The sequence below is a fragment of the Vibrio sp. HDW18 genome (genome assembly GCF_011306175.1).
GTDB lineage: Bacteria > Pseudomonadota > Gammaproteobacteria > Enterobacterales > Vibrionaceae > Vibrio > Vibrio chanodichtyis.
Genome location: NZ_CP049913.1, coordinates 160627 through 173644, shown reverse-complemented (window position 1 = coordinate 173644; position 13018 = coordinate 160627). Strand labels below are relative to the sequence as shown.

Here is a 13018-nt window from a genome sequence, read left to right as displayed (position 1 = left end):
TTATGCGAATTGAGTGTCGAGCTGTGGGGCAGAGCATGCCCAGTCAAGCACGTTAGCCAGTAAAGCGGCACCGTGGGTGGTCATGATCGATTCCGGATGAAATTGTAAGCCACATACTTTGTCGGTTTCATGCACCACTGACATCACTAAACCGTCGACTTGTGCGGTAATCGTCAGCGCACTGGGTACTTGGGTGGCGACTAACGAGTGGTAGCGTGCAATCGCCAGCGGTGAAGGCAAGCCGCGATAAATGGCGTGATTTTGGTGCTCCATCATTGACACTTTGCCGTGCACTATTTCACCGGCACCCGCCACCACACCGCCGTAGGCTTCGACAATCGCTTGATGACCTAAACAGATGCCAATCAGTGGCACGCGACCTTTTAAGCGTTGCAATAGCTCGGGCATGCAACCTGCGTCAGAAGGGGCGCCGGGGCCCGGAGAGAGCACCACAATCGGCTGCTCTAACTGTGCTAATGCTTGCTCAATCACCTCGACTGCGATGTGATTGCGATAAATCGTTACGGTGTGGCCGAGCGAGCGAAATTGATCGACCAAGTTGTAAGTGAAAGAATCAAAATTATCGATAAACAGAATATTAGCCATGAGTGCTCCTTAATTTGCACCGATAGTCTGATGTGCACCGATCGTTTGATTTGAACTGATGGTTTGAATTGAACTAATCGTTTGAGTTGAACGGTTCGCTTGGTGTGCATCGACTATCGCAGAAATCACCGCTTGTGCCTTACTGCGTGTTTCATCGGCTTCCGCTTGTGGATCGGAGTCGTAGACCACTCCAGCACCGGCTTGTACTTGGGCGATGCCATTTTCAACATAAGCCGAGCGGATCACGATACAGGTATCCAGATCGCCCTCGCCAGTTAGGTAACCGACTGCGCCGCCGTAGCTGCCGCGGCGAGTTTGTTCGACATCACGGATCAACTGCATGGCGCGAATTTTTGGTGCGCCAGTCAAGGTGCCCATATTCATACAAGCTTGGTAAGCGTGCAGCGCATCGAGATCGGTACGTAATTGCCCAACCACGCGTGACACCAGATGCATCACATGGCTGTAGCGATCGACTTGCAGTAAGTCGGCGACATGGCGGGTTCCGGCTTGACTGATACGTGCCACATCATTACGCGCCAAATCAACCAACATCATGTGTTCGGCGTTCTCTTTTTTATCGCTGCGCAGTTCCAGCTCCATGCGGCTATCGAGATCAAAATCAAGGCTGCCATCGGCTCGTTTGCCACGACGGCGGGTGCCTGCAATCGGGTAGATTTCCACTTGGTTAGTGTGTCGCTCATATTTCAGTGCACTTTCCGGTGATGCCCCAAACAGCGTAAAATTTTGATCCTGCATATAAAACATATAAGGGCTAGGATTGCTTTGTTTGAGGCGCTGATAAGCGGCCAGTGGTGAAGGGCAAGGTAGCTGAAAGCGGCGTGATGGCACCACTTGGAACACATCGCCAGATACGACGTATTGTTTAAGCGAGCGTACTAGTGCACAAAATGCCTCATCACTGATATTGCTGGTCACGGTGACATCGGTGAGTGGCTGAGCGAGCGGTAATGGCAGAGTTTGATGAGCTTGAGCGCGAATCTCACGCATACGACTTTTGAGCTGGCTATGTAGGCCAGCGCTGGGCTGAAATTGAGTGGCTTGTAGCTGGCAAGTTTGCTGTTGATGATCGATCACCATCAACGTTTCCGCCACATAAAAAACGGCATCAGGGCACTGATTATCCCCGGGTACAGTGCCGAGCGGCTCAAAATTGGCCACCAAATCGTAGGCAAATAAGCCACCGAGAAACAGTGCAAATTTATGTTGTCCGGTGAGATCAAAACTGTGCTGCACTAAACGCAAGGCATCAAACGAAGAGGCTTCGCGCAAGCGCGCATCCTCATCTAACTCATCACAGGGTGCGCTAAAGGTTAAGGTGAGCTTGGCTTGCTCTATTTGGTGTACCACGTTCTCGGTGAGATTGGCGGCAATAATCTTTAGTAACGCTTGCCCATTTGCGCTCAGTGCATGATAGGTCACTTGATGGCCTTGGCACACGATCCGTACCGCTGCATCAATCAGCAGTAAGCTTTTTAGGTTTTGCTTGGAGTCAATTTCCGCGGATTCCAGCAGTAGGCAATCAGTGCGATCAGCGCAAAGTGCGTGAAATAGCGCGGTCGGATCTTGTGTATAAGGCAGTTCACTATACAGCACCTCAAGCGGCGCAGTTTGATGGATATTGATGGCCTTATTCATAAGATCTCCTTAAACATGATTCGACGTGGTGATGCAATGAGTATCAATAAAAAGCCGACTATCGGCTGCCACTCGTGCTGGCGTGAAATTGGCTTTATGCTTTGGGTTAAATTCTTGTAACATAGCCAATCTGAATCAAGCGCCTTGCATTTGCGTACTAGTAAACTAGTGCGAGATTAAAAAGTCAAGCCTAAAAATCAAGCAAATATAAATATGAGAATAGATCTGCACAGTCACACCACCGCTTCTGATGGGCGGTTTACCTATCAGCAATTGATTGATCGCGCGATCAGCTTTGAGATTGATGTGCTAGCGATCACCGACCACGATACCGTGGCGGCTTTGGGTGATGCGCGTGCTTACATTGCTCAGCAGCAATATCCACTACAATTGATTGATGGAATTGAGATTTCGACCGTTTGGCAAAATAAAGATATTCATATTGTCGGTTTAAACATCGATCCTAATGATACGGCATTACAGCAGCTAATTGCCGAGCAACAACAACGGCGTATTGAACGCGGTGAATTGATGGCGCACCGTTTGCAAAAAGCCACGCGCGAGGGGGTGTTAGCCGAGGTGCAGCAGATTGCGGTTGGCGCGCCGTTAACTCGAGCACACTTTGCCAAGTGGCTGGTGGATAATGGTTATGCGACAAATATGCAGCAAGTGTTTAAAAAATTTCTCACCCGAGATAATCCCGGTTATGTGCCGCCGAACTGGTGTTCGATGAGTGAAGCGGTAAGGGCTATTCATGCCGCCGGTGGCCAAGCGGTATTAGCGCATCCCGGACGATATGACTTGACGGCTAAATGGCTTAAGCGCTTAATGAGCGCATTTGTGGAAGCTGGTGGTGATGCCATTGAAGTGGCTCAACCGCAGCAGTCTCCACAGGAAAGACGTATGTTAGGTGACTATGCGCGCGAATACCAATTGCTTGCCTCACAAGGCAGCGATTTTCACTATCCTTCACCTTGGATGGAGTTGGGGCGCAATCTTTGGTTACCGGCTGCGGTTGAACCGGTATGGAAAGATTGGCATTTAGCGGCAGAGCATTCATCTCCCTGTCCGTTATCTGCAAGCCCTTTATCTCTAAGCGATAGAGTCGAGAGACTCAATGAAGAGGAATAACCATGAGTCAGTATTTTTACGTTCATCCTGAAAATCCCCAAGTTCGTTTGATCCAACAAGCGGTGGCGATCATTCGCAATGGTGGATTGGTCGTCTATCCGACCGATTCTGGTTACGCGCTCGGCTGCCAGTTAGAAAATAAACATGGCATGGAGCGTATTTGCCAGATCCGTCGCTTGGATGATAAGCACAACTTTACTTTGTTATGCCGTGATTTGTCGCAGCTATCTCAGTATGCCCGAGTTGACAATACCGCATTTCGGTTACTGAAAAATAACACCCCGGGGCCTTACACCTTTATTTTTAAAGGCAGCAAGGAAGTGCCTCGGCGCTTGATGAATGAAAAGCGTAAAACCATTGGCATTCGGGTGCCTGATAATCAAATCGCATTGGATTTGCTCGAAGCATTAGGTGAGCCTTTAATGTCGACTTCGCTGATTTTACCTGGCAACGATTTTACGGAATCGGATCCTGATGAAATCCGCGATCAGTTAGAACATGCGGTCGATGTGATCCTCCATGGCGGTTACTTGGGCCAGCAACCCACCACAGTCATTGATTTCAGTGATGATGAAGTGGTGGTGGCGCGGATCGGCTCTGGTGATCCTAGCCCCTTTCAATAGTGGAATGATCCGGTTGCTCTGCACTGACAAAACGGATGCTTTTATCGATAAAATTTGCGATACTACGCGACCGCGATTTTAACATCGCAACCCGTCATTCGACGTCTGAGAAGACGACACATAGGTAGATAAATGAGCGAAAAGTTACAGAAAGTTTTAGCACGTGCTGGTCATGGTTCTCGTCGTGAGCTTGAAGCTCTGATCCGAGCTGGGCGCGTAAGTGTTAATGGCAAGGTAGCTGTACTGGGTGAACGCCTAGAAGATGAGATTGCGGTCGTGCGCATCGATGGACACGTGGTATCGGCTAAAGCACCAGAAGAGGTGATTTGCCGAGTTTTGGCTTACTATAAGCCAGAAGGTGAACTGTGTACCCGTCATGATCCAGAAGGTCGTCGCACCGTATTTGACCGTCTGCCGAAAATTCGTGGCTCACGTTGGATCTCAGTTGGCCGTTTGGATGCGAACACCTCCGGTTTGTTGCTGTTTACCACTGATGGTGAATTAGCGAATCGTTTGATGCACCCAAGTCGTCAGGTTGAGCGTGAATATTTAGTGCGCGTATTTGGTGATGTCAACGAAGAAAATGTGCGTAACCTAGTTCGCGGTGTGCAGCTCGAAGATGGTATGGCGCGTTTTGAAGATGTTATGTATGCCGGTGGTGAAGGCATCAACCATACTTTCTATGTAGTGATTAACGAAGGTCGTAACCGTGAAGTTCGCCGTTTATGGGAATCTCAGGGTACTACGGTAAGTCGCCTCAAGCGTGTGCGTTACGGTGACATCTTCTTGGATAAAAAACTGCCACGTGGTGGTTGGATGGAGCTCGATCTCAAGCAAGTCAATTACCTGCGCGAGTTAGTTGAACTGCGTCCAGAGAAAGAAACGGTGTTGAACTTAGCACCAGATGCAGCCACTCGTAAGCGTGAGCGTACCCGTAGCCAAAAAATTCGTCGTGCCGTGCGTCGTCACGAAGAGCGAATTACTGCGACACCAGGGCGTAGTGGTAAAGCGGCTGCGCGCCGTAAGCCGGGTGGTGAGTCAAGTTCACGTAATAAAGCGGCCAATCAGCAGCAGAATACGCGTAAACCTCGCGGCTAATGATTGCTAGGATGCTTTTGAACCGAAAGCCAGTCAAATTGACTGGCTTTTTGCTGGCGGTTTTCTATGTTTCGCTTGCTCTTATTGAGTTAATTCAACCAAGTTTGCCGGACGATAGTAAACCGATTTTAGGACTTTGCCTTGACGAACGGTTTTTGACGCAGAGATAAAGTCTTGCGCGCATTTGGCAATAATATACTCACCTTGCTGCACCGCCATTAGCTTAATACCTTGCTCGGCATAGAACTGCTCAGTGTCTAAATATTCTTGTTGATTACGGCATACTTTGCTCATGTTTGAACTATGTACTTCATCCCAGCAAGCTAAAAACGCAATATTTAAATTGTCCGCAACATGCAACAACAGATCGATCAAATAACTGATGGCGAGATTGTCTTCAATTTTGGCTTGCCCTAAATGCACTAAGCGTCCCATCAGTACGTACACGGTATCGACAATTGCATCCGCTTGTTCGGTTTTATTATCCGCTTGAGCAAGCTCGGTCAACTCTTCAATGGCTAACGACGTGTGCAAGATATCGGCTTGTGAGTTTAAAGTGTGTGGCGCGGCAACCGGCAGATCAAAGGTTTGGCGAAATTGATGAATGTCACGGTACAGGTGGTCGAAGATCTCTTGCGTCAGCTTAGTTAATTGCATGCTTGCGTTCCAGATGGTATTTAACAGGGCTGCAAGTGTAACAAAGCTGGTGTCGTCGGGCTATGGCAGTGGTGAGATTGCTGGGGGATGGATGACAAAAAGGCGCGAAAATGCGCCTTGTATGGTTCGATTATTGTTCGATAGTTACGCGGGTTGAAGTGTACACCAAGACCGAGTAATCCAGTCAATCATTGATTAAAGGTAGAGTTTTGCCAGTTGAGCTGGCTCTAATTCTTTACCTTCGAGGCTAGCATTCCAGTTCGGGCCAACTAACACACCATCTTCATCGAGGGTGATTAACCAATCTTCCACAAACACATCAATCGGGATTTCAACGACTTCAAAGTCAGCCCATTCTTCCACGTTGTGAATTTGTGCATCAGCTTTGGATGACCAAAAAGGCATCACTTCACTTTCTGCAAATTCTGTTGATTCACAAGAGAGCCAGCCTTCTTCGTTACGTAATCCCCAAACCAATTGGTTTACTTGGGTTTCTTCAATAAACAGCGCTAAATTCGCGTCGATATCTGCCGTTAATTTGCTCATTTTGTTCTCTCGCAGTAGATAATGTGGTAAGGGTAGCACTTTCATTGCACAATGCCCATGCTGATCGCAGTGCTGGTCATAAAAAGGCGACATCTTGTATCGCCGTTTTAAGCGATTAGAAGGTAATTTTGACGTTTAACCCGTAGTACTGTGAGTCGTAGTTTGCGCCGGCATCCATCGCATACCTTGCCGCTTCTGGGTTGTTGGCCCAAGGGTTGCTTTGGAAAGAGACATCCGCCGAACCACCCCAAGCATCGCTCACCCAGCCATGAATATGACCGATCGGATTGAGGAAAAATAGGGTAACATCACCGGCCGCGTTTGAGCCCATGACTTGGCCGCCATTGGCCACAATATTTTGTTCGGCATCAAACATTAGCTCACCAACCACCGCCCCAAAAAATGGGGTGATAAAAATATCTTGCCATGAAGGGACTTCAGCAAATGATTCCACCCCATATTCCCAGAAGAAGGTCGACATGGTGGCTGAGTAGAGAAATGATTCAAATTCATTAAATCCGGCATGACGTGCAGCCGTGTAATAAACCCCACCGAAATAGGGGTGCATAATGTAGTTCAGGAAATGCTCATCGCGATCCCAGGTTGGACCTGAAGTGACGTTGTCTTTCCACTTTTTGCCAAGATTGCTGAGTTTGCGATCGTCAGCATCCCATTTGGTGATCGATTCCGGGAGCAGTGTCATCAACCCTGCGGTCATGACACTTAGGCCTAAAATGGTATAGGTTTGACCTGTGAGATAATCCCAGTCCCGGCTGTCTTGCACCAGTAAATATTTAGGCAGTGGATCATCTAACCTTAGTGTTGAAGCATCATTAACACTCAAAGAAAAAGCAGGGTTGAGTGAATCGGTATAATAATTGCTTGAGTAGCAGTTGCTCTGTTCACAGCCCAATTGGTAGGCAAAATCAGATTGGAAGTTCACATCTTGTTGTGCGTTTACGCAGGCGGAAAATGTCAACAACATCATGGGTGTGATGTTTTTCTTGAGCACAGATGTCTCCAGTTATAGGTGATAGGTCGATCGGGGTCACAATTATCCATAAAATTGATCAACAAGAAAACCGCTAATTAACGGTTGTACGAAATTGCTTGATCGATAACATTTTCTTGTCGATTGGCTTATTCTTGGTCAATAGAAATGCAGTATTTACATCAGGATGGCAAATATGTTGAAAATAATAATGCTCAGCACCGGCGAAGAGGTTTTGCATGGTGACATTGTCGACTCGAATGCTGCTTGGCTAGCGCGTGAGTTTTATCAGCATGGCTTTCCTCTGTATAAACGTTCTACGGTTGGTGATGCGCTATCGGCATTGGTTGAAGAGTTAATGATGCTGAGTTTTAACGCGGATGTGGTGATCGTCAATGGCGGATTAGGCCCAACCAGTGATGACATTACCGCTCAAGCCGCGGCCCAAGCGGCTGAGCAGCCGTTACAGCTCAGTCACGATTGGTTGGGTCAACTTGAGCAGTTTTTTGCCAACCGCGGTCAAAGCATGCCGCAAAGTAATCGTAAACAGGCGATGTTACCGGCCAATGCGGAGCTCATTGCTAACCCGATTGGTACCGCATGTGGTTTTAAAATGTCGCTTAATGATTGTTGGTTCTATTTTACCCCTGGGGTACCGCAAGAGTTTTACCGCATGGTCAGTGAGCAAATTTTGCCTGATCTGCAGCAGCGATTTCCTAGTGTGCCGGTGCAGTGCAGCCGGCTTTATACGTTCGGTTCATCCGAGTCTTCGATCGCAGACAAGCTGGATAAAATCCAGTTACCGGCTGGTTACCATTTAGGTTACCGCTCATATTTGCCATTTATTGAAGTTAAACTATTTGGCCCCAAGTCCGATCCACAACGGCGTTTAAGTTTGCTGAAGATCTTGCATGCTCATTTAGAGCAGCATGTGGTGAGTGTGGATGAGCCAATGTTGGCCAACCTTGGTGATATGATGACGGAAAAAGGCTTATCGCTGGCATTGGCCGAGCAAGCGACTCAAGGCTGGCTGTCACATTGGCTACTCAGTGAGCCACGGATAGAAGCATTAGCCGGACATTCATGGGTGCTGAGTCATCGAGTTGCCAGTGAGCTGGCTCAACAAGAGCCTCTTGCCGCGGCGTTTGCCTTAGCCGGAGCGACGAAAGATAAATGCGGCACACAAATGGCCTTAGTCACCGGAACACTCAAGCAAGGAGAGGTTTCGGTTGCACTTTCCACCCCGAATGGGGAATGGGGGCAAACCGTCAAATTGGTCGGCCATTTGAGCCAAGCAGAGCAAAAAGAGTGGATTGCGACGCTGGCGGCTGACATGTTGCTGCGTTATCTCACTGGCCGGCCAATGTTTATTGAGTACAGTGGTGTTCAGCGGGTGAAAGAAATGTATTTGCCCAATAGTGCACTGCAATAAAAATGGGATGGAATCAAAACGGAGTGGTTGAGTGAGGGATGGGTATAGATGTGTTGTCTCAAAATAGATCCGTTACAGTTGGTGTTGATGAACTACACTCCATTAAGGACCCGACAGTGGCGGCAGGAGGCTGACATGTTTCATCACTCAAAAATCTTGGTATGGTACAAAATTGCCAGCCAAAAAATGGTATTGGGAGAGGTTTATAGCAACGCAACGGAGGATGTGGTTTCGTTGTGGCTACACGCGCCAACTCAATTTGATCATACGAGTAATCAAGGTTATTGGTTATCGCTATTGGATGATGGCGGTCGTGAAATTGGTCATAAATGGGTATCCATGCGCACAGCGGATGCGATGTTGGGTGGTGTGAAGCTAGCCAGAGCTTAAGCTCTGGCTAAATTGCGTTGATAAACGACTTGTTCTAATTCTAGTGGCGTTTTTGCACGGCAAATGCAAGGTAGGATTTCATTGGCTTGAGTATAAGCCATCGCAAAACCAACATACTCGACCTCACCTGCGACTAACTGGCAACGACAGGCACCGCAGTGCCCATCGCGACAATTGTATTCTGGTGCCAACCCTGCCTGTTCCATACTCTCAAGTAAAGTAAGACTCGGATTCGCTTCAATGGTCAGCAGTTTGTTGATTTTAATCGCGGTCATTACAGCTCAAAGCCCTTAAAATCATCGCTGCTGACTTCGTTATCGATCTGACCGACAAGGTAAGAGCTGATCTCGGCCTCTTGCGGTGCAACTTGCACATTATCAGAGGAGAGCCAAGCATTGATCCATGGAATTGGGTTATTGATCGCGCTTGGGTAAGCAGGCTCTAAACCAACAGCTTGCATACGGATATTGGTGATGTACTCCACGTACTGACACAGAATATCTTTATTGAGACCAATCATTGAGCCGTCTTTAAACAGATACTCTGCCCACTCTTTCTCCTGTTCGGCGGCTTCTTTGAACAGATCAAAACTCTGTTGCTTACACTCTTCAGCGATGTGTAGGAAAGTAAAGTCATCCATTCCATTACGTAGCAGATTGATCATGTGCTGAGTACCAGTAAGATGCAGCGCTTCATCACGGGCAATCAATTTGATGATTTTTGCATTACCTTCCATCAACTCACGCTCAGCAAATGCAAACGAGCAGGCAAAGCTGACGTAGAAACGGATCGCTTCTAACGCGTTGACCGACATCAAGCACAGATAGAGTTTTTTCTTGAGCTCGCGCAGTGATACGTCAATGGTTGCACCGTTGACCTGATGCTGACCTTCACCAAAACGGTGGTAGTCATTGGTCAGTTGGATCAAATCATCATAATAGTGAGCGATATCTTGGGCACGCTTGATGATGTGTTCATTTTCAACGATATCGTCAAACACTACCGCCGGATCATTAACGATATTACGGATGATATGAGTATACGAACGTGAGTGAATCGTTTCCGAGAACGACCAAGTTTCAATCCATGTTTCTAACTCTGGCAGTGAGACCAGTGGCAGTAGCGCGACGTTTGGGCTACGGCCTTGAATCGAATCAAGCAGGGTTTGGTATTTCAGGTTCGAGATAAAAATGTGCTTTTCATGGTCGGGCAACTTGCCATAATCGATGCGATCGCTTGAGACATCAACTTCCTCTGGACGCCAGAAGAAAGAGAGCTGTTTTTCAATCAGCTTTTCGAAAATTTCGTATTTTTGTTGATCGTAACGCGCCACGTTAACCGGTTGACCAAGAAACATTGGTTCTTTTAGTTGGTCATTTTTTTTCTGGGTAAAAGTACTGTAAGCCATGGTTGCCTTCATCCGTTTGGCCTCTTGCTTAAGCAAGAGGCATGCAAATCAAAGAGTATTATCTGGTGGTAGAGCGATAAGCTTAGATCTTACACGCGCCGCTTTCACAATCGTCTTCTGATACTTTGACGCTTTCCGTCTGCTCATCTTTCGCACCATCGCGCGTGTTATGGTAGTACAGCGTTTTTACCCCAAACTTGTAGGCGGTCAGCAGATCTTGCAGCAGTTTTTTCATTGGCACTTTGCCTGAATCATACTGGCTTGGATCGTAGTTGGTATTGGCAGAAATCGCTTGGTCAACGAACTTTTGCATAATGCCGACTAAGTGCAGATAGCCATCGTTTGAACCGATATTCCACAGCAGTTCATAGTTGTCTTTTAAGCGGGTAAATTCCGGCACCACTTGCTTAAGAATGCCATCTTTTGATGCTTTGACCGAGACATAACCCCGTGGCGGCTCAATCCCATTGGTTGCATTAGAGATTTGCGATGAAGTTTCTGATGGCATCAGCGCAGTTAAGGTTGAGTTACGCAAACCATGTTGCATGATCTCGTCACGCAGTGTATCCCAGTCATAATGCAGGGGTTCATTACACACCAAATCGATATCTTTTTTGTAGGTATCGATTGGCATCAAACCTTTCGCGTAGTTGGTTTGATCAAACTGCGGGCAGCGACCTTGCTCTTGCGCCAATTTCATGGAAGCGCGCAGTAGATGATATTGCATGGCTTCAAAGGTGCGGTGAGTCAGTGTATTGGCACTGCCATCGGAGTATTTCACGCCATGTTTGGCTAAGTAATAAGCGTAGTTGATCACACCCACACCAAGGGTACGACGGTTCATTGAAGAACGACGCGCAGCCGGTAGTGGATAATCTTGGTAATCGAGCAGGGCATCGAGCGCACGCACCACCAGATCCGATAACTCTTCGAAATCATCCAGTGACTGAATTGCGCCTAAGTTAAACGCAGAAAGGGTACACAGGGCAATTTCACCGCTTTCGTCTTCCACGTTTTCCAGTGGTGAGGTTGGCAGTGCAATTTCCAGACACAAGTTAGATTGACGAACCGGCGCCACGGCCGCATCAAATGGGCTATGTGTATTACAGTGATCAACGTGCTGGATGTAGATACGGCCAGTGGACGCTCGCTCTTGCATCAGCAATGTGAAGATTTCCAGCGCCTTAACGGTTTTCTTCTTAATGCTAGGATCGTTTTCATAGTGTACGTACAGACGTTCAAACTCCGCTTGATCTTGGAAGAAAGCATCGTACAGTCCTGGCACATCCGAAGGGGAGAACAGGGTAATGTTGCCACCTTCAACTAGGCGCTGATACATCAGTTTGTTGAGTTGTACCCCATAGTCCATATGACGAACTCGGTTTTCTTCTACACCTCGGTTATTTTTCAGTACCAGCAGAGATTCGGCCTCTCCGTGCCACAGCGGGTAAAACACTGTCGCAGCACCACCACGCACACCGCCTTGCGAGCAGCATTTCACTGCGGTTTGGAAGTATTTATAGAAGGGGATACAGCCGGTGTGGAATGCTTCACCACCACGAATTTCCGAACCGAGTGCGCGAATGCGTCCCGCGTTGATGCCAATTCCGGCGCGTTGCGATACGTAGCGCACAATCGAGCTGGCGGTGGCATTGATCGAGTCGAGGCTGTCACCACATTCAATTAGCACGCAAGAGCTAAATTGACGAGTTGGAGTCCGTACGCCGGACATAATTGGTGTCGGCAGGGAGATCTTAAAGGTTGACGTCGCATCGTAGAAACGTTTGATGTAGTCAAGGCGTGTCTCTTTTGGATATTTAGCAAACAGGCAAGCCGCCACCAAAATGTACAGGAACTGAGCACTTTCGTAAATTTGGCCGGTAACCCGGTTTTGTACGAAATATTTTCCTTCCAACTGTTTTACCGCGCCGTAAGAGAAATCCAGATCACGGCGATGGTCGATAAACAGATCCATCTGCATCAATTCTTCACGGCTATAGTCTTGCAGTAAATGTCGGTCGTATTTGCCCTTTTCGATCATTTTTGTCACATGATCAAACAGAGCTGGCGGTTCGTATTGGCCATAGGCTTTTTTACGTAGGTGGAAAACCGCAAGGCGCGCCGCAAGATATTGATAATCTGGTGTCTCTTCGGAAATCAGATCGGCCGCCGATTTAATGATCGTCTCATGGATGTCAGACGTGGTAATGCCATCATAGAACTGAATATGAGCGCGCAGTTCTACCTGTGAAACGGAGACATTGTGTAGGCCTTCAGCGGCCCAAGTGATCACGCGGTGGATCTTGTCGAGATCAATACTTTCTTTGCGGCCATCACGCTTGGTGACAGTAAGTTGTTGGTTCATTCTGCTTCATTTTCCTAACAAAACTGATTAAAGCCGTATTTTGGTATAATTCTAGTAAATGGAATCACGGCTTATGTGATCAAGCTCGCTCTACTTATAGAGTTGGAAACAC

Annotated in this window: 12 protein-coding genes and 1 pseudogene; 5 read left to right on the top strand and 8 right to left on the bottom strand. The window is 47.7% G+C overall.

Annotation, left to right across the window (positions count from 1 at the left end; translation table 11 throughout):
• Both G7083_RS00735 and G7083_RS00730 read right to left on the bottom strand, forming a co-directional pair.
• Complete coding sequence (locus G7083_RS00735) at positions 1–606, bottom strand: aminodeoxychorismate/anthranilate synthase component II (protein WP_166013117.1); 606 nt, start codon at positions 604–606, stop codon at positions 1–3.
• 99 nt (positions 607–705) lie between these two features.
• Positions 706–2265 (bottom strand): annotated as a pseudogene (locus G7083_RS00730) (anthranilate synthase component 1); the annotation flags it as partial.
• 213 nt (positions 2266–2478) lie between these two features.
• On the opposite strand from G7083_RS00730, the gene G7083_RS00720 reads away from it, so the two are divergent.
• The 3 genes from G7083_RS00720 to rluB all read left to right on the top strand — a co-directional run bounded on the left by G7083_RS00720 (position 2479) and on the right by rluB (position 5117).
• Positions 2479–3396, top strand: a complete 918-nt coding sequence (locus G7083_RS00720; RefSeq protein WP_166013115.1) for a PHP domain-containing protein — start codon at positions 2479–2481, stop codon at positions 3394–3396.
• 2 nt (positions 3397–3398) lie between these two features.
• Positions 3399–4019: an L-threonylcarbamoyladenylate synthase gene (locus G7083_RS00715; protein ID WP_166013114.1), complete on the top strand. Its 621-nt coding sequence runs from the start codon at positions 3399–3401 to the stop codon at positions 4017–4019.
• A 132-nt stretch (positions 4020–4151) separates the two neighbouring features.
• Entirely contained in the window at positions 4152–5117 is a 966-nt protein-coding gene (gene rluB, locus G7083_RS00710) for a 23S rRNA pseudouridine(2605) synthase RluB (protein WP_166013113.1), read from the top strand.
• A gap of 81 nt (positions 5118–5198) precedes the next feature.
• Here rluB and G7083_RS00705 read toward each other — a convergent pair whose 3' ends face one another.
• From G7083_RS00705 to G7083_RS00695, 3 genes are all read right to left on the bottom strand, one after another.
• Positions 5199–5774, bottom strand: a complete 576-nt coding sequence (locus tag G7083_RS00705; RefSeq protein ID WP_166013112.1) for a nucleoside triphosphate pyrophosphohydrolase family protein — start codon at positions 5772–5774, stop codon at positions 5199–5201.
• A gap of 195 nt (positions 5775–5969) precedes the next feature.
• Positions 5970–6320, bottom strand: coding sequence for a DUF2750 domain-containing protein (locus G7083_RS00700; RefSeq protein ID WP_166013111.1), 351 nt, complete (start codon positions 6318–6320; stop codon positions 5970–5972).
• A 115-nt stretch (positions 6321–6435) separates the two neighbouring features.
• On the bottom strand, positions 6436–7332 hold the full coding sequence (locus G7083_RS00695; protein ID WP_166013110.1) for a DUF3943 domain-containing protein: 897 nt from the start codon (positions 7330–7332) through the stop codon (positions 6436–6438).
• Positions 7333–7507: 175 nt separating this feature from the next.
• On the opposite strand from G7083_RS00695, the gene G7083_RS00690 reads away from it, so the two are divergent.
• Together G7083_RS00690 and G7083_RS00685 are read left to right on the top strand one after the other, a co-directional pair.
• Complete coding sequence (locus G7083_RS00690; RefSeq protein ID WP_166013109.1) at positions 7508–8743, top strand: CinA family nicotinamide mononucleotide deamidase-related protein; 1236 nt, start codon at positions 7508–7510, stop codon at positions 8741–8743.
• A gap of 135 nt (positions 8744–8878) precedes the next feature.
• Positions 8879–9133 (top strand): 30S ribosomal protein S6 modification protein, encoded by a 255-nt coding sequence (locus G7083_RS00685; RefSeq protein WP_166013108.1) that lies wholly within the window; start codon positions 8879–8881, stop codon positions 9131–9133.
• On the opposite strand, the gene yfaE is transcribed toward G7083_RS00685, so the two are convergent.
• The 3 genes from yfaE to nrdA form a co-directional block, all read right to left on the bottom strand.
• Positions 9130–9408, bottom strand: coding sequence for a class I ribonucleotide reductase maintenance protein YfaE (gene yfaE, locus G7083_RS00680; RefSeq protein WP_166013107.1), 279 nt, complete (start codon positions 9406–9408; stop codon positions 9130–9132). The two genes, G7083_RS00685 and yfaE, sit on opposite strands and share 4 nt — an antisense overlap.
• On the bottom strand, positions 9408–10541 hold the full coding sequence (nrdB, locus tag G7083_RS00675; protein WP_166013106.1) for a class Ia ribonucleoside-diphosphate reductase subunit beta: 1134 nt from the start codon (positions 10539–10541) through the stop codon (positions 9408–9410). Before nrdB ends, yfaE begins: the two co-directional genes overlap by 1 nt.
• Positions 10542–10623: 82 nt before the next feature.
• On the bottom strand, positions 10624–12906 hold the full coding sequence (nrdA, locus tag G7083_RS00670; protein WP_166013105.1) for a class 1a ribonucleoside-diphosphate reductase subunit alpha: 2283 nt from the start codon (positions 12904–12906) through the stop codon (positions 10624–10626).
• Positions 12907–13018 lie beyond the last annotated feature (112 nt).